The sequence below is a fragment of the Lysobacter sp. Soil_C_15 genome (assembly GCF_057657315.1).
In genome coordinates this window covers 53,139-70,889 of the sequence record NZ_JBDGIR010000010.1, presented here as the reverse complement: position 1 = coordinate 70,889, position 17,751 = coordinate 53,139, and the positions used below count along the sequence as shown (strand labels likewise).

At 68.8% G+C, this 17,751-nt stretch carries 12 protein-coding genes; 8 read left to right on the top strand and 4 right to left on the bottom strand.

All coding sequences use genetic code 11. The features are described from left to right. The first annotated feature begins 47 nt into the window (after nt 1-47). From ybeY to AC3A57_RS19735, 7 genes are all read left to right on the top strand, one after another. A complete protein-coding gene (gene ybeY, locus AC3A57_RS19765; protein WP_221673432.1) occupies nt 48-527 on the top strand; it encodes an rRNA maturation RNase YbeY in 480 nt (159 codons plus the stop codon). 186 nt (nt 528-713) lie between these two features. Next, nucleotides 714-1,265 carry a GspH/FimT family pseudopilin gene (locus tag AC3A57_RS19760; RefSeq protein ID WP_487580476.1) on the top strand — a complete coding sequence of 184 codons (552 nt, stop codon included), beginning with the start codon at nt 714-716 and terminating at the stop codon, nt 1,263-1,265. A gap of 207 nt (nt 1,266-1,472) precedes the next feature. Continuing rightward, entirely contained in the window at nt 1,473-2,342 is an 870-nt protein-coding gene (locus AC3A57_RS19755) for a CorC family transporter (protein WP_487580558.1), read from the top strand. 232 nt (nt 2,343-2,574) lie between these two features. Next, nucleotides 2,575-3,804, top strand: a complete 1,230-nt coding sequence (locus AC3A57_RS19750; protein WP_487580475.1) for a lipoprotein N-acyltransferase Lnb domain-containing protein — start codon at nt 2,575-2,577, stop codon at nt 3,802-3,804. A gap of 38 nt (nt 3,805-3,842) precedes the next feature. After that, nucleotides 3,843-4,835, top strand: a complete 993-nt coding sequence (gene corA / locus AC3A57_RS19745; RefSeq protein WP_487580474.1) for a magnesium/cobalt transporter CorA — start codon at nt 3,843-3,845, stop codon at nt 4,833-4,835. Between the two features lie 492 nt (nt 4,836-5,327). Then, entirely contained in the window at nt 5,328-7,400 is a 2,073-nt protein-coding gene (locus tag AC3A57_RS19740; RefSeq protein ID WP_487580473.1) for a carbon starvation CstA family protein, read from the top strand. 1 nt (nt 7,401) lies between these two features. Continuing rightward, nucleotides 7,402-7,623, top strand: a complete 222-nt coding sequence (locus AC3A57_RS19735) for a YbdD/YjiX family protein (protein WP_487580472.1) — start codon at nt 7,402-7,404, stop codon at nt 7,621-7,623. 166 nt (nt 7,624-7,789) lie between these two features. Here AC3A57_RS19735 and AC3A57_RS19730 read toward each other — a convergent pair whose 3' ends face one another. The 3 genes from AC3A57_RS19730 to AC3A57_RS19720 all read right to left on the bottom strand — a co-directional run bounded on the left by AC3A57_RS19730 (nt 7,790) and on the right by AC3A57_RS19720 (nt 13,386). Further along, nucleotides 7,790-9,049 carry a DUF819 family protein gene (locus tag AC3A57_RS19730; protein WP_487580471.1) on the bottom strand — a complete coding sequence of 420 codons (1,260 nt, stop codon included), beginning with the start codon at nt 9,047-9,049 and terminating at the stop codon, nt 7,790-7,792. A gap of 193 nt (nt 9,050-9,242) precedes the next feature. Then, nucleotides 9,243-11,324 carry a S9 family peptidase gene (locus tag AC3A57_RS19725; protein ID WP_487580470.1) on the bottom strand — a complete coding sequence of 694 codons (2,082 nt, stop codon included), beginning with the start codon at nt 11,322-11,324 and terminating at the stop codon, nt 9,243-9,245. Between the two features lie 115 nt (nt 11,325-11,439). Further along, a complete protein-coding gene (locus tag AC3A57_RS19720; RefSeq protein ID WP_487580469.1) occupies nt 11,440-13,386 on the bottom strand; it encodes an OPT family oligopeptide transporter in 1,947 nt (648 codons plus the stop codon). A gap of 363 nt (nt 13,387-13,749) precedes the next feature. Here AC3A57_RS19720 and AC3A57_RS19715 point away from each other — a divergent pair, with 363 nt between their 5' ends. Next, entirely contained in the window at nt 13,750-15,540 is a 1,791-nt protein-coding gene (locus tag AC3A57_RS19715; protein ID WP_487580468.1) for a peptide MFS transporter, read from the top strand. A 101-nt stretch (nt 15,541-15,641) separates the two neighbouring features. On the opposite strand, the gene AC3A57_RS19710 is transcribed toward AC3A57_RS19715, so the two are convergent. After that, nucleotides 15,642-17,642 (bottom strand): alpha/beta hydrolase family protein, encoded by a 2,001-nt coding sequence (locus AC3A57_RS19710; protein ID WP_487580467.1) that lies wholly within the window; start codon nt 17,640-17,642, stop codon nt 15,642-15,644. Between the last annotated feature and the right edge of the window lie 109 nt (nt 17,643-17,751).

The window sequence follows — 17,751 nt, the reverse complement described above, 5'->3', positions numbered from 1 at the left end:
ACCGGCACGCTCCGCGAAGCGCCGCAACCAACGCAGCGAACGCCGTAATGACCCAAGGCCCCGTCCGACTCGATGTCACCGTCAACTATGCGATGCCGCGCAAAGGCCTGCCGGCCGCGACCAGCTTCCGCAAGTGGGTCGCGGCGGCGCTGGCCGGACGCATCCGCGAAGCCGACCTGGCCCTGCGCCTGGTCGACAGCAAGGAAGGCCGCGCGCTGAACCGCCACTACCGCGGCCGCGATTACGCCACCAACGTGCTCAGCTTTCCCGCCGACCTGCCCGAAGGCCTGCCCGAGGGCGTACGCCTGCCGCTGCTCGGCGATCTGGTGATCTGCGCCCCGGTGGTCGCGCGCGAGGCGCGCGAGCAGAAGAAAGCGCTCAACGACCATTACGCCCACCTGACCGTGCACGGCGTCCTGCACCTGCTCGGTTGGGACCACGAGGACGAGCGCGAAGCCGAGTGCATGGAGCAGCTCGAGCGCGAGATCCTCGCCGGGCTCGGCATCGCCGATCCGTATCGCGAGTGAGCCGCGGCACGGAAGGGATTAGCCGCGCTTGACCCCCTCCGTCCCTGCCCGCGCCAGCTGGCACATTCGTCCAGGCAAAGTTCCGACATCCGCGCCCGGGAAATCCGACCCCGCGTCGCGCCGGGCGCCGATGCCCGACGGCCCGATCGACGCCGACACTGAGCGCCTCTTCCTGGAGGAATGCTCATGCGCACGATGCGCGGCATCACATTGCTCGAGGTGGCGATCGCCCTGACGATCGGCTTCCTGTTGTTCGGTTTCGCCGTGCCGGCCCTGCAGCATGCCGTGGCCCGCGCCCGCATCGGCCACGTCCGCCTGGCCCTGACCGAGAGTTTCCTGCACGCCAACCGGGTCGCCGTCGCCACCGGCAGCGCCACCGTGATCTGCCCCGCGCCGGACGCCGGCGGCTGCCGGGCGAGCACCGACTGGAGCGCCGGCTGGCTGGTGTTCGCCGACGTCGACGGCGATCGCCGCTATGGCCCCAGCGACACCCTGATCCAGCGCCGGCGCGCGCTCGCCGGCGACATCCGCCTGCTCAGCACCGCCGGGCGGACCCGGATCGTGTTCCAGCCCGAGGGCGACAGCGCCGGCTCGAATCTGACCTTCACCCTGTGCTCGTCCGGCGCCGGCGAGGCGGGCCTGCTGGTGCTGTCCAATCCGGGACGGGTGCGCCTGGACGCCGCCAGTGCCGCACAGACCGCCGCCTGCCGCCACGGCCGCCCCCCGACGGCCGGTTAGCCGCCCGGTCCGGCCAACGCGAGCCGGCGATGCGCAACGGCGAAGACCGGACGGGAAGCGTCCGTCGGCGCGACGGTGCCGCTGTCGTTGCGACGACGGGCGGAGCGCGGCGGCAGGGCGGACGGCGGCCCTGCCACGGTCCGGTAGGGCCTTCCGGGTTAGACTTGGCCCACAGCCCTCCCCCCGGGGGCACAGTTCATGAATCGAATGTCCGAGGACGACAGTAGTAGCACCCACGCGCCGGAACACCACGAGAAACGGCGCTCCTGGCTCGACCGCATCAGTTCCGCGCTGTCGGGCGAACCCAGTTCCCGCGAAGACCTGGTCGAGTTGCTGCGCGACGCGCAGTCCGACGGCCTCATCGCCGCCGACACCCTGCGAATGATGGAAGGCGCGATCGCCGTCTCCGACCTCACCGTCGGCGACGTGATGATTCCGCGCTCGCAGATGGTCGCCTTGCCGGCCGACGCCAAGTTCCTCGACCTGATGAAGCTGGTGGTCGAGTCCGGCCACTCGCGCTTCCCGGTCCACGGCGAAGACAAGGACGAGATCCTCGGCATCCTGCTGGCCAAGGACCTGCTGCGCGGCGTGGTCGCCGACAACGGTCCCGGCAGCATCCACGAGCTGCTGCGTCCGGCGGTGCTGATCCCCGAGTCCAAGCGCCTGGACGTGCTGCTGCGCGAGTTCCGCCAGTCGCGCAACCACATGGCGATCGTGATCGACGAGCACGGCGGCGTCGCCGGCCTGCTGACCATCGAGGACGTGCTGGAGCAGATCGTCGGCGAGATCGACGACGAGCACGACGACGCCGAAGACCCGGACGCGCTGATCGCGGCCCAGGCCGACGGCCAGTACGTGGTCGACGCGCTGACCCCGATCGCCGACTTCAACGAGCGCTTCGGCGCCGATTTCGACGACGACGAGTACGACACCATCGGTGGCCTGATCATCGCCGCGATCGGCCACCTGCCCGAGGCCGGCGAAGAGCTGACCCTGGACCGCTTCGTGTTCCGGGTCGCCAGCGCCGACGCGCGCCGCGTACACGCCTTCCACGTCGGCGTGCTCGGCAACGGCTGAGCCCACGCGGCCGGTTCCGCGCCGGCCGCCGTTTCGATCGCCGCATTTCCGCGCGCTGCCGGCCCGGCGGCGCGACGGGCGATTGCGCCCGCGGCAGCGCCGTCGCGATGGCAGGCCGCCACCGCCGAACGTCGATGCCCCGCACCCCGGGCATCCCCATGCCCGTACCCGGCCGGCCGCCGCCTGGGCCTGTTTACAATGGCCGCCACCGCCCCGCCGGACCAGGCTGCCCGTGACCGCATTCCCCCGATTCGTCCGGCTCTACGCCCTCGCCGCCCTGCTGCTCCTGTCCGCCTTCGTCCACGCCGCCCCGCCGCCGGCCCCGGCCAGCGCGGCCGGCGCCAAGCCGCCGCGGATCGGCATGGTCACCATGCAACCGGGCGAAGAATTCTGGTCGCGCTTTGGCCACGACGCCCTGGTGGTGCTGAATCCGGACAACGGCGAAGCGATCTCGTACAACTTCGGCTACTTCGACCCCAGCGAACCGGATTTCGTCCAGCGCTTCGTCCGCAACGACATGCGCTACCGCCTGCTGGCGCTGCCGTTCGACACCGACATGTCGCAATACGCGCACGAAGGCCGCGGCGTGAGTCTGCAATGGCTGGACCTGACCCCGGAGCAGGCGCGCGGGCTGGCCGAAGCGCTGCGGCTGAACGCTTTGCCCGAGAACTCCTACTACCGCTACCAGTACTTCGACGACAACTGCGCCACCCGCGTGCGCGACGCCATCGATCGCGCGATCGGCGGCGAACTGCGCCGCCAGACCGAGGGCCGCTCGCACGGCAACACCTTGCGCAGCGAAGCGCTGCGGCTGTCTTCGCCGGAGCCGTGGATGTGGGTGTTGCTGGACGTGATGATGGGCCCCAAGGCCGACCTGCCGGTGCCGGTATGGGCCGAGTCCTACGTGCCGGGCCGGCTGGCCGCGGCGCTGCGCGAGGTCAAGAATCCGCAAGGCCGACCGCTGGTGGCCGAAGAACGCAGCCTGCTGCCGCATCAGATCTCGCCGGAACCCGAAGGCCAGCCGCTGCCGTGGTGGCCCTGGGCCCTTGCCGGGCTGGCGCTGGGCGCGGCGCTGGCCTGGATCGGCGACCGCAGCCCGCGCGTGCTGGCCTTCGCCGCGTTGCCGCTGTGGGGCGCGCTGGGCGCGGTCGGCGCGGTGCTGGTCTACGCCTGGGCCGGCACCGGCCACGACTACATCTGGGCCAACCGCAACCTGCTGCTGTTCAACCCGCTGTGCCTGCTGCTGTGGTTGGGCGGCTTGCGCGCGCTGTTCGGCCGCGAAACCGGCTCGGGCTTCGTCTGGCTGACCGCGCTGGTGGCCCTGTGCGCGCTGGCGGCGCTGTTCCTGTACTGGCTGCCGGTGTACCCGCAGCGCAACCTGCACTGGATCGCGCTGTGGCTGCCGATCCACGTCGGCCTGTGGGCCGGCTTCCGCAAAGCCGCCCGATTGCGCTTGGCCTGAGGCTTGCCCGTGCCGGCGAGCGCGGGCAGGATGCCGGCATGACCACGCCCGACCTGCCCCAATGCGTCATCAACGCGGCCGCCTACGGCCGCGACGGCAAGCGCCGCGACATCGGCCTGGACGAGATCAGCGACGTGCTCGCCGTCGACGACGGCAGCTTCGTCTGGGTCGGCCTGTACGAGCCGGACGAAGGCATCCTGGACAAACTGCAGGAAGAATTCGGCCTCCACGACCTGGCGGTCGAGGACGCGCACAACGCCCACCAACGGCCGAAGATCGAGTCCTACGGCAACTCGCTGTTCATCGCCATCCATACCGCGCAGAAGATCGACAACCGGATCCGCTTCGGCGAGACCCACTTGTTCGTCGGCCCGCGCTACCTGGTCACCGTGCGCCACGGCGCCTCGGTCAGCTACAAGAACGCGCGGGCGCGGATGGAGCGCGAGCCGGACCTGCTCGAGCACGGCCCCGGCGCGGCGCTGTATTCGGTGCTCGACAGCGTGGTCGACAACTTCATGCCGATCGTCGAAGGCTTCACCCTGGAGCTCAACGAGCTGGAGAAGGACATCTTCGCCGAGGATTTCCGCAAGGACACCGTGCAGGAGCTGTACGACCTCAAGCGCGAGCTGACCCGGCTGCGCATGGCGGTGTCGCCGTTGCAGGACATCCTGGGCCAGCTCGCGCGCTCGCGCGGCGGGCTGATCGACGAGGAAATCCAGCTGTATTTCCGCGACGTGCTCGACCACGCCGTGCGCATCAACGAAACCACCGACACCTTGCGCGAGATGCTGACCGCCGCGGTCAGCGTCAACCTGTCTCTGGTGACCGTGCGCCAGGGCGAGATCGTCAAGCGCCTCGGCGCCTGGGCGGCGCTGCTGGCCGCGCCCACGCTGATCGCCAGCTGGTACGGAATGAACTTCACCCATATGCCGGAACTGGCCGGGCAGTGGAGCTACGCGATCCTGATCGGCACCGTGATCGCGGTCTGCATCGTGCTGTACTTCGGCTTCAAGCGGGCGAAGTGGTTGTAGGGACGCGGTAAGGGCGAACAGCAAATCCCCCCTGCCGCCCTTTTTCAAAGGGGGGAACAGCAAGGGCGGCGGCCGCTTCAGAAACGACGGCGACAGCGGCGGCTACGGCGGCGGCGACAAGCGCAGATAACGCCGATTGCGTATGCGCTAATTCGTACGACGAACCACAACGCGCTGCGGTACGCCGCAACGCGTTGCAGCGCACGACAATTCGCCCCCTTTGAAAAAGGGGGCTGGCGCCTGCGCCGATACGAAGTCCGACCGCTCCGGCGGCGCCGGGGGATTTGCTTTGGCTTTGGCCTTGCCCTGGCGTCGCTTACGCTCCGCCCTCGCCGCCTAGCCCGCCATCGGCACTCCCCGACGCCCGAAACCGCACCGCCAGCGGCCCGAATCGCCCCCTAAGACCAAAGTATCAGCCGGGTTTGCGGCATTGCGCATTGACCCGTGCCGCCCCCGGCGCGACCCTCTGAGGGTCAAACTGGGAGGGTCGTCATGAAAGGTGGTCTCGGCAAATTGGGCTGGGCGGCCCTCGCAGTCCTCGGGGCGTTCTGCCTCGGCACCATCGCGCTGCGCCGCGGCGAACACATCAACGCCTTGTGGATCGTGGTCGCGGCGGTGTCGATCTATCTGGTCGCCTACCGCTACTACTCGCTGTTCATCGCCAACAAGGTGATGCAGCTCGACCCCACCCGCGCCACCCCGGCGGTGATCCACAACGACGGTCTGGACTACGTGCCGACCAACAAGCACGTGCTGTTCGGCCACCATTTCGCCGCGATCGCCGGCGCCGGCCCGCTGGTCGGCCCGGTGCTGGCGGCGCAGATGGGCTACCTGCCCGGCCTGCTGTGGCTGATCGTCGGCGTGGTGCTGGCCGGCGCGGTGCAGGACTTCATGGTCCTGTTCGTATCCAGCCGCCGCAACGGCCGCTCGCTCGGCGACCTGGTGCGCGAGGAGATGGGCCGCGTACCCGGCACCATCGCCCTGTTCGGCGCCTTCCTGATCATGATCATCATCCTCGCGGTGCTGGCGATGATCGTGGTCAAGGCGCTGGCCGAAAGCCCCTGGGGCATGTTCACGGTGATCGCGACGATCCCGATCGCGGTGCTGATGGGCGTGTACATGCGCTATATCCGACCGGGCAAGATCGGCGAGATCTCGATCGTCGGCCTGGTCCTGCTGCTGGCGGCGATCTGGTACGGCGGCAAGGTCGCGGCCGATCCGGTGCTGGGCCCGGCCTTCACCTTCACCGGCACCCAGATCACCTGGATGCTGATCGGCTACGGCTTCGTCGCCGCGGTGCTGCCGGTGTGGCTGGTGCTGGCCCCGCGCGACTACCTGTCGACCTTCCTCAAGATCGGCACCATCGTCGGCCTGGCCATCGGCATCTTCATCGTCATGCCCGACCTGCGCATGCCGGCGCTGACCCAGTTCACCGACGGCAACGGCCCGGTGTGGAAGGGCGGCCTGTTCCCGTTCCTGTTCATCACCATCGCCTGCGGCGCGGTGTCCGGCTTCCATGCGCTGATCTCGTCCGGCACCACGCCCAAACTGCTCGCCAACGAGTCGCACATGCGTTACATCGGCTACGGCGGCATGCTGATGGAGTCCTTCGTCGCGATCATGGCCCTGGTCGCCGCCTCGGTGATCGACCCGGGCGTCTACTTCGCCATGAACAGCCCCGCGGCCCTGGTCGGCAGCGACGTGCACGCGGTGTCGCAGACCATCAGCGGTTGGGGTTTCAGCGTCACCCCGGACGTATTGGAAGCCACCGCCAAGGACATCGGCGAGCACACCATCCTCGCCCGCGCCGGCGGCGCGCCGACCTTGGCGGTCGGCATCGCCCAGATCCTGCACAACGTGCTGCCGGGCGAGAACACGATGGCGTTCTGGTACCACTTCGCGATCCTGTTCGAGGCCTTGTTCATCCTCACCGCGGTCGACGCCGGCACCCGCGCCGGCCGCTTCATGCTGCAGGACCTGCTCGGCAGCTTCGTGCCTGCGCTGCGCCGCACCGAGGCCTGGGGCCCGAACCTGCTCGCCACCGCCGGCTGCGTCGCCTTGTGGGGCTACTTCCTGTACCAGGGCGTGGTCGATCCGCTCGGCGGCATCAACACCTTGTGGCCGCTGTTCGGCATCGCCAACCAGATGCTGGCCGGCATCGCCCTGATGCTGTGCACGGTGGCGCTGTTCAAGCTCAAGCGCGATCGCTACGCCTGGGTCACCATCGTGCCGACGGCGTGGCTGCTGATCTGCACCAGCGCGGCCGGCCTGATCAAGATCTTCGACGGCAACCCGGCGGTCGGCTTCCTCGCCCAGGCCAACAAGTACAGCGCCGCGATCGCCAAGGGCGAAGTGGTCGCGCCGGCCAAGAGCATCGAGCAGATGCAGCAGATCATGGTCAACAGCTACGTCAACACCGGCCTGACCGCGCTGTTCCTGTTCGTGGTGTTCAGCGTGCTGGCGTATTCGATCGGCGCGGTGCTCAAGGCCCGCGCCAACCCGCAGCGCAGCGACCGCGAGTCGCCCTACGTGGCGCTGAAGCCGCACGAAATGGGGAACATCTGACATGGGCACCGCACTCGTCCCCGCCAGCCAGTACCAGTTGTACAAGCGCACCTGGCGCCGCCTGGTGCAGACCGCGCGGCTGTGCTGCGGGGTGCCGGACTACGACAACTACGTCCGCCACCTGATGGAGAAGCATCCGGAACGGCCGATCCCGGATTACGCGACGTTCTTCCGCCAACGCCAGGAAGCGCGCTACGGCGGCGGGCGGGTCGGGTGCTGTTGATCCGTTGAATGCGCGATGACGCAAGAGGCCGCCCATGGGCGGCCTCTTCGCATGCGGATTCGCTGCGTCTTTCCCGCTCGTCATTCCCGTGTTCGCGGGAATGACGGTGGGGAGGTTAGCGCCCCCCCATGCACCGACGCGGTTTTGCGACCCTACCTGTCGGACTTCACGCCGGCGTATCCCCGGCGATGGCGCGCAGGGTGATGCCGACGAGGTAGGCCAGCCCGGTGCCGGTCGCGTAGCCGAGGGTGCCGAGCAAGGCGCCCACCGGCGCCAGCGAAGGATGGAACGCCGAGGCCACCACCGGCGCCGACGCCGGGCCGCCGATGTTGCTCTGCGAGCCGATCGCGAAATAGAGCAGCGGCACCTTCAGCAGGCGGCCGACGCCCCACAGGATCGCGATGTGGACCAGGATCCAGATCAGCCCCAGCGCGAACAGCCAGGGCTTGTCGAGCAGCGCCAGGATGTCCATCTGCAGGCCGATGCAGGCGATCAGGAAGTACAGCAGCAGGCTGCCGATCTTGGAGGCGCCGGCGCCTTCGAGCTGGCGCGCGCGGGTGAAGCTCAGGCCCAGGCCGGCGAAGGTGGACACCGCCACCACCCAGAAGAACGGTTCGTGCAGGCTCACCGTGCGCGCCCACGAGACGTTGGCGCCGAACCACGCCGACAGCGGCCCGGCGATGGCGTGGGCCAGGCCGACCACGCCGAAGGCGATGCCGACGATCATCGCCAAGTCGGTCAGGCTGGCCACGCGTTCGTGCTGGGCGCGGAAATCCTCGATCCGGCGCTTGAGCTCTTCGATGCCGCTGACGTCGGCGCCGCTGCGCGCGTCGATGGCCTGGGCGCGGCTGGCCAGGAAGATCAGCGCCGCCATCCAGACATAGCCGACGCCGACGTCGACCACCGCGAACTGGCCGAACGTGGTCGCGTCGACCTGGAAGATCTCCTTCATCGCCAGCATGTTGGCGCCGCCGCCGATCCAGCTGCCGGCCAGCGCGGCCATGCCGCCCCAGGTGTCGCCGGCCACGGTCTCCGGATGCACTGCGCGCATGACCACGAAGGCGACGATGGCGCCGAAGGCCACGCTCAGCGACGACACCGCATACATGATCAACAGCTTGGGGCCGAGCTTGAGCACGCCCTTGAGGTCGATGGTGAGGGTCAGCAGCACCAGCGCCGCCGGCAGCAGCACGCGGCTGGCGACCGGGTTGTAGAGCTTGGTGTTGTTGCCGTCGACCAGGCCCACGGTGTTGTAGATGCCGGGGATGAAATAGCACAGCAGCAGCGCCGGGACGAAGGTGTAGAACTTCTTCCAGAAGCCGGTCTGCCGCGCGGAGGTCCAGAACACCAGGCCGAGGGTGGCGGCGATCAGGCCGAGGACGACGATGTCGTTGCTGATGAGCGCCGTGCGGGCGGTGTCTGGCATGTGGGGTCCCCTGGGCTAAGGCGACTCCGCTTTTACTTCGGATCGGCCCCGACGGGCAAGGCCCGGTGGCGGCACGACGCGAGTTCAGGTGGCGCGATGCGGCCGCAGGGCATACGCAATGCCGCGATCGGATACAAACAAAACCAAGAAGGCCGCCCGCAGGCGGCCTTCTCGCACGCGCGACGCCAGGCGCTTACTGGCCGATGTGCTGCTTCAGCCAGCCGTTGACCGTGTCGTGCCACTGCACGCTGTTCTGCGGCTTGAGCACCCAATGGTTCTCGTCCGGGAAATACAGGAACTTGGACTCGATGCCCTGGCGCTGCAGCGCGGTGAACACGCCGATGCCCTGCTCGACCGGGATGCGGAAATCCAGCTGGCCGTGGATCACCAGCATCGGCACCTTCCAGTCCTTGACGTGGTTGACCGGATTGAACTTCTCGTAGCTGGCCGGCTTGTCGTACGGGGTGCCGCCCTGCTCCCACTCGGTGAACCACAGCTCTTCGGTGGCGTAGCCCATCATGCGCTGGTCGAACACGCCGTCGTGGCTGACCAGGCACTTCCACGGCTGCTGCCAGTTGCCGGCGATCCAGTTGACCATGAAGCCGCCGTAGGACGCGCCCAGCGCGCAAGCCTTGTCGCCGTCGAGGAAGGCGTACTTCTTCTGCGCCGCGGCCCAGCCCTTCTGCAGGTCCTCCAGCGGGCGGTCGCCCCAGTGCTGGCTGATCGCGTCGGTGAAGGCCTGGCCGTAGCCGGTCGAACCGTGGAAGTCGATCATCACCACCGCATAGCCCTGGCCGGCGTAGGTCTGCGGGTTCCAGCGGTAGCTCCAGCCGTTGCCGAAGCTACCCTGCGGGCCGCCGTGGATCAGGAACGCGACCGGGTACTTCTTGCCTTCCTCGTAGTTCCATGGCTTGACCACGTAGCCGTGCACGGTATCGCCGTTCCAGCCCTTGAAGTCGAACTGTTCGAAATCGCCGAACTTCACTCCCGGCAGCAGTTCCGACGCGCTCGGCGTGATCGCGCGCTGCGGCGCGCCGTCGAGGCCGCCGACGAAGATCTGGTCGCCGCTCTTGAGGCTGTTGCGGGTGAAGGCCAGGGTCTTGCCGGCCAGGGCGACCGAACCGACCGTGCCTTCGCCGATCAGCAACGTCGCCTTGCCGCTGGCGATGTCGACGCCGAACAACGGCTGCTGGCCGAGGTCTTCGCTGGTGGTGTAGAGGGTCTTGCCGTCGTTGGACAGGACGATGCCCGAGGCCGAGCGATCCCAGTCCGGAGCGATCTCGCGCGCCTTGCCGCTGGCCAGGTCGAGTTCCATCAGGGCGAAGCGGTCGGCCTCGAAGCCGGGGCGCTTCATCGCCCGGTAGTACAGGGTCTTGCCGTCGGCGCTGAACACCGCGCCGGTGTCCCAGGCCGGGTTGGACGCGGTCAGGTTCTTGGCCGCGCCGCCGTCGACGCCGACCTGGTACAGGTCGAAGTTGGTCGACCACGGCTCTTTGGCGTCGGCCTGGCGGGCGTTGAACACCAGCGACCGGCTGTCGGGCGCCCAGGTGTACTCGCTGCTGTCGCCGAACGGACGCGAGGGCACGTCGCCGTTGACTTCGCCGCTGACCAGCTTGGCGCTGGTCACGGTCTTGCCCGCGACCGGCAACTCGGCGACGAACAGCCGGTTCAGGCGGCCGTCGTTCCAGGCGTCCCAGTGGCGGATGAACATGCGGTCGAAGACCTTGCCGGTGGCCTTGCTCTTCTCCGCCGCGTCGAGCTTCTTCTTGCTGCAGGCCAGGTCGGCGGCGCACTCGGGATAGGCCTCGGCGTTGAAGGCGATGCGCTTGCCGTCGGGCGAGATCTGGTAGCCGCCGACGTCGCCGTCGAAGGCGGTGATCTGCTTCGGCGCGCCGCCGCTCAGCGGCAGCGAATACAGCTGCGAGCTGCCGTTCTTGCTGCTGAGGAAGTACACGCTCTTGCCGTCCGGCGCGAACGCCGGCGAATTGACGTTCCAGCCTTCCGGGGTCAGCCGCTTGGGCGGCGCGGCGTCGCGCGCGAACAGGTCCTCGATCCACAGCGAGGTGCTCGACTTGTTGGCGGCGAAGTCGACGCTGCGCTTGGCGAACACCAGTTGGCGGCCGTCCGCCGACAAGGTCGGCGAAGAGAAACGGTCCATGCTGGCCAGATCGCGGATCTGCAGCCCCTGCGGCTGCGCCGGGGTGAGCGAGAAAGCCGGCGCGGACGCGCAGGCCAGGGTCAGGGCCAGCGGCAGAAGAGCGTGGCGTGGCGTCATGGCGAACCTCTGAACGTGGTCGATGCGGGAACGGCGGCGCCGCGCGCGGCCGGGTTTGCGGAATCGGAACGAAAACGCGACGGCCCGCCATCGCTGCCGGGCCGCCGCCTGGAACTTACGCCTGCGGCACCGCCGCGTTCTTGCTGCTGCGGTAGAACAGCCACACCACCGCAGCCAACACGGCCAGGCCGACCAGCGGACCGAAGTGGAATCGCTCCGGCAGCGCCAGCACCTCGCGGTTGCTGGTGATCACGATCGGGAAGGCGATGGCGATGCCCATCAGCGCCTCGCCGGTGATCAGGCCGGCGGCGAACAAGGTGCCCGGACGGTGCACGCGGTCGCTTTCCTCTTCGCTGCTGCTCGCGGTCAGGCCGCGGCGGCGGCCGACGATGTGCGAGAGCAGGCCGCCGAGGAAGATCGGCACCATCAACTCCAGCGGCAGGTAGATGCCGATCGCCGCGGCCAGCACCGGCACGCGGAACTTGGCCTTGCGCGACTTCAGCCATTCGTCGAAGGCGATGATGAGCGCGCCGATGCCGGCGCCGATGCCGATCATCGTCCACGGCAGCTCGCCGCCGAACAGGCCCTTGGCGACCGAGGCCATTAGCGTCGCCTGCGGCGCGGCCAGTGCGTTGGGGTGTTCCGGCGTCGGCGCGCCGATGCCATAGGCGGCGGACAGCAGGTTCAACACCGGCGCCATGATCAGCGCGCAGGAGAAAGCGCCGATGCCGAGCATCAGCTGCTGCTTCCACGGCGTGGCGCCGACGATGTAGCCCGCCTTGAGGTCCTGCAGGTTGTCGCCGCCGACCGCAGCCGCGCAGCACACCACCGCGCCGATCATGATCGCGGCGACCGCGCCGATCGGCGAGTCGCGGCCCAGCATCAGCACCAGCACCGCCGAGGCGAACAGGATGGTGGAGATGGTGATGCCCGAGACCGGGTTGTTGGACGAACCGATCAGGCCGGCCAGGTAGGCCGACACCGACACGAACAGGAAGCCGGCGACGATCATGATGACGGTCATCGGCACGCTGACGAACCAGTTGCCGACGATGGCCTGATACAGCAGCAGCAGCGGCAGGACGAAGCCGACCAGGGCCACCAGCATCCACTTCATCGGCAGGTCGCGGTCGGTCTCGGCGACGTCGCCGACCGCCGCGCTCTTGCGCGCCGCGGCCAGGCCGCTCTTGACCCCCGACAGCAGCGACTTGCGCAGCGAGAACAGGGTCCACACGCCGCCGATCAGCATGGTGCCGACACCGAGATAGCGCACCTTGGCCGACCAGATCGCGCCGCCGATGTCGGCCGCGCTGCCGCCGGCGATGCGCGCCGCCAGGGCCGGATCGGAGTCGAGGAAGAACATGTGGTAGATCGGAATCGCGAACTGCCAGGACAGGATCGAGCCCGACACGACCACGATGCCGACGTTGAGGCCGACGATGTAGCCCACGCCGATCAGCGCCGGCGACAGGTTGGTGCCCATGTAGCCCAGGTATTTGCCCATGAAGCCGGAGATCACCGCGTTGTCCGGGATCAGCTTCATGCCGCTTTCGGCGGCGAGCTTGAGCACCGCGCCGATGCCGCCTGCCAGGCCGAGGATCTTCATGCCCGGGCCCGGGTTCTCGCCGGCCTTGAGCACTTCGGCCGCGGCCTTGCCTTCGGGGAAGGGCAGCGGATCTTCGACGATCATCGAACGGCGCAGAGGCACCGAGAACAGCACGCCGAGCAGGCCGCCGAGGCCGGCGATGGCGAGCACCCACGAATAGCGGAAATCCTGCCAGTAGCCCAGGATCACCAGCGCGGGGATGGTGAAGATCACCCCGGCGGCGATCGACGAGCCGGCCGAGGCGCCGGTCTGGACGATGTTGTTCTCCAGGATGGTGCCGCCGCCGAGCAGGCGCAGCACCGCCATGGAAATCACCGCGGCCGGGATCGCGGTGGCGATGGTCAGGCCGGCGAACAGGCCCAGGTAGGCGTTGGCGGCGGCCAGGATCACCGCCAGGAAAATCGAGAGCGCGACGGCTCGGAAGGTCAATTGCTTTTGCGTTGCGGGCGATGCCATCGGCGTCTCCATCGCGGTAGGTCGGGCGGTAAGGCGGCGTATGGGCGGGTGGGGATCGCCGCCGGGCGGCGCCGCACAATCCGCCGATGATCGCATCCGCCGCGGGCGCCTGTAAAAGTGCAGTGCGGCAAAAAGCGTGATTGCGCAAACCCCGCCCGCGCCGCGGCAAAGCGGGATTTTTCCGCGTTCATCTGGAAAAAGCGCGATCGCGCGTCGCCCCAACGGCCCGGCCGGCACGGGCGGCGTCCACCGCTGCGACCGGCGCGCCGCCCGCCCGGGCCTATACTCGCGCCTCCCGGCATGGCCCGGACCCGGCCGCCACCGGCCCGAACCGGCCCGACCCCACGAGAGGAACGTCCGCACGTGCCCGCCAGCCCCGCCCTGCCCGACTCCTCTCAACCCGGTCCCGCCGCCGCGCGCTGCGACGAGTTCCTCGGCCACCCCAAGGGCCTGTACGTCTGCTTCTTCACCGAGATGTGGGAGCGCTTCTCGTTCTATGGGATGAAGGCGCTGCTGCTGCTGTACCTGCTCAAGTACCACCTGTTCGGCGACGACGCCGGCTACGATCTGATCGGCGCCTACGGCGGCCTGGTCTATGCCGTGCCGGTGATCGGCGGCCTGCTCGCCGACCGCTACCTGGGCATGCGCAAGGCGGTGGTGCTGGGCGGCGCGCTGCTGGTGCTCGGGCACCTGGGCATGGCCTACGAAGGCCAGGCGGCGACGACGGTGAACGGCGTGGTGGTGCGCGACGAGGCCGCGCTGCAGGTGTTCTACCTGTCGCTGGCGCTGATCATCGCCGGAGTCGGCTTCCTCAAGCCGAACATCTCCACCATCGTCGGCAAGCTGTATGCGCACGACGACCCGCGCCGCGATTCCGGCTTCACCCTGTTCTATGCCGGAATCAACGTCGGCGCGCTGTTTTCGGCGCTGATCTGCGCCTTCCTCGGCGAGACCTACGGCTGGAAGTACGGCTTCGGCGCCGCCGGCATCGGCATGGTCGCCGGCCTGCTGATGTTCCTGTGGGGCCAGCGCTATCTGCACGGCCATGCCGAGCCGGCCGACCCGGCGCGGCTGCGCGAGAAAGTGCGCGGCCTGTCGCGCGAGGCCTGGATCTACCTGGGCAGCGCCGCCGGCGTGCTGGTGCTGTGGGCCACGATCCAGTTCGCGTCGCAGGTCACCCTGCGCCTGGGCAGCCTCGACTTCACCGCAGCGCTGGCGATCATGCTGGCGACCCTGGCGGCGTTCCTGGCCTGGTTCTTCGGCTTCCTCGCCCGCCAGTGCGGCAAGGTCGAACGCCAGCAGATGCTGGCCCTGGTGGTGCTGATCTTCGCGGTGCTGATCTTCTTCACCTTGTACGAGCAGACCTACGGCTCCTGGGTGACTTTCAACGACCGACTGATGACCAAGGACATGTTCGGCCTGGCCAACGCCGCCGACTACAAGCCGACCCTGCCCTGGTCGCTGTTCTCGATGGCGGCCAGCCCGCCGCTGATGGTCGCCGCCCTGCTCGCCAGCGACCGCGGCCGCGACGGCCTGGCCAAGGCCCTGGTCGCGCTGCTGGTGCTCGGCCTGGCCCTGGCGACCGCGCACGATGTGGTGCTGGTGCCGCAGACCGCCGGCTCGCTGACCTACCTGGGCGCGTTCTTCATCGTCGTGCTGGCGCCGCTGTTCTCCTGGCTGTGGCCGTGGCTGGCGCGGCGCGGCCGCAGCCCGGGCAAGCCGGTGACGATGGCGTTGGGGCTGATCTTCGCCGGCCTGTCGTTCCTGCCGCTGGCGGCCGCGGCCGAGCTCGCCGGCGGCGGCGCGATGGCCAGCGTGTGGTACCTGGTCGCGGCCTACTTCATCCTCGAAATCGGCGAGATGTGCCTGTCGCCGATCGGCCTGTCGGCGGTGACCCAGCTGTCGGTGGCGCGCGTAGTCGGGCTGATGATGGGCGCGTTCTGGCTGGCCACGGCCTTTTCGGAAGTGCTGGCCGCGCAACTGGCCAAGATCGCCTCGGTCGACATTCCCGAAGGCGGCGCGATCGACCTGGCCGCGGCTGCGGCCAGGTACGGCGAGTTGTTCTCGATGCTGATGTGGCTGGGCCTGGGCTCCGGCGTCGCCTTCCTGCTGCTGGCGCCGCTGCTGCGGCGCTGGATGCATGGGGCGGGCTAGTGACGAGGAACGAGTGAAGAGGAGCGAGAAGTGAGCCAAGGCGGGTGCGTAGCCGCTTGCGCCATGCTCGCTCCTCACTCCTCTACGCTCACTCCTCGCTGTTACTTCGCCGCCGCCGGCGCGGCCGCGCCCGCCGCCGCCACCCGGCCGCCGAGCGAGCGCGACAGGAACGACAGCAGGCGGGTGTAGAACTCGCGCTGGTGTTCCTTGACGTAGAAGCCGTGCCCTTCGGTCTTGTAGTACAGGGTTTCCACCGGCACCCCGGCGGCGCGCAGCGCCTTCTCCATCTTTTCGCTGTGGACGATCGGCGCGCGCTGGTCCTCGCCGCCCGCGGCCAGGAACACCGGCACCTTGATCCGCTGCGCCAGTTGCGCCGGCGAGACCTTGGCGGTCTCCTCCTTGGAACCGATCCACTCGCGGATATAGGTTTCGCCGGAACCGGCCTTCTGGATGTCGCCGGTGCTGTGCATGATCGGCAGGTCGTAGACGCCGACATAACCGGCCGCGCACTTGTACAGCGCCGGCTCCTTGGCCACGCCCATCAGCGAGGCATAACCGCCGTAGCTGGCGCCGTACAGGCAGATCCGGGCCGGGTCGGCCACGCCCTGCTCGATCGCCCAGCGGGTGGCGTCGGTCAGGTCGTCCTGCATCGTGCCGCCCCACTGGCGCTGACCGGCGAGCTGGAACGCGCGGCCGTAACCGGCCGAGCCGCGGTAGTTCAACTGCAGCACGGCATAACCGGCCTGGGCCAGCAATTGCGCATCGTGGTCGAACTGCCAGACGTCCTGGATGCCGAACGGGCCGCCGTGCGGCATCACCACCATCGGCAGCGACTTGCCGCTGCTGCCGTAGGGCGTGGTCAACAGGCCGGACAGCGCCAGACCGTCGCGCGCCTTCAACCGGACCGGGCGCATCGGCGCCATCTTCGCCGGATCGACCCAGGAGCCGCGGCTGATCACGTGCGCGGCATGCTTCTTGGCGTTGTCGTACAGGAAGATGTCGCCGGGATTGCGGTCGCTCCAACTGCGCAGCAACGCCAGCCCGCCGTCGACGGTCTCGGAGGTGATGCGCAGGCTCTCGCCCTCGAAAGCGGCCTCCAGGCTGCGGTACTGCCTGGCCTCCGGCGAGGTCTTGTCGAAGAACTCGGTGCGCGGCACGCCGTCGGCGAAGAACACGCCGACCGGGATGTTGCTGTTGCGGCGGTAGATCACCCGATTCGGGTCGGCGACCGGATCGCGCAGGACCTCCTTGCGGCTCTGGCTGGCGATGTCGAAAGCGACGATCGCGTCCGGGCCCTGCGGCTGCTCGCTGCGGAAATAGGCGATGCTGTCGTCGGCGGAGAAGCCGATCGGACGGTCGATGCCCTTGCCTTGCGCGTCCGAGCTCAGCAGTTGCCAGTCCTTGCCTTCGCCGGCGCGGTAGAACAGCTTGCGCACCTGGTCGGTGCCGTAACCCAGCGCGAACCGCACCACGCCCTGGTTGTCGGTGACGAAATCGGCGTTGCGCACCGGCGCGATCGCGATCTGGTTGCGGCGCCCGGTGTACACGTCCAGGCGCTCGGCGCGGGTGTAGGCGTCGGCGGCGAACTGCTGCACCGAAATCACCACGCTCTTGTCGTCGCCGGGCAGGTCGTCGACCAGGAAGGCGGCGACCTGCTCGACCTTCTTCGGCTGGATGCGGGTGCCGGCGCCGGCGCCGCGCACGCGATAGCCGACCAGCACGTCGATGCCGGTGCCGTTGGCGTTCATGGCGTAGATCTCGCCGGTCGGCTGCGGCTCGTCGCGCGAACCGAGCTTCTGCGCCATGCCCATCAGCACCCGGGTCGGGCTGACCCACCAGAAGTCGTGCACATGGTTGTTCTTGCCGAGCCGGAACGCGCCGGTCATCTTCATGCCCTCGCGGGAGAAGATCACCAGCATGGTTTCGTTCTCGGTCGGCACCGTGGCGGCGTAGAACTCGCCGGTCGGCGAAAGCTTGATGTCGACGAAGGCGTCGTCCTTGATGAACGACTCGACGTCGACTCCATCGGCAGCGGCCGCAGCGGCCGTCGCCGGCGCTGCCAGCCCTGCGGCGAGCAGCAACGCGTATCCCCAAAACTTCATGGCCCTTCCCCCGTGCACATCGTCCGTGGCGGCCGCCGGAGCGGCCGCTGTCGCTGCGCGACGGCCCGATCATAGGGGGGCGGCCGCGGCCGTACAAACGCACACAGGA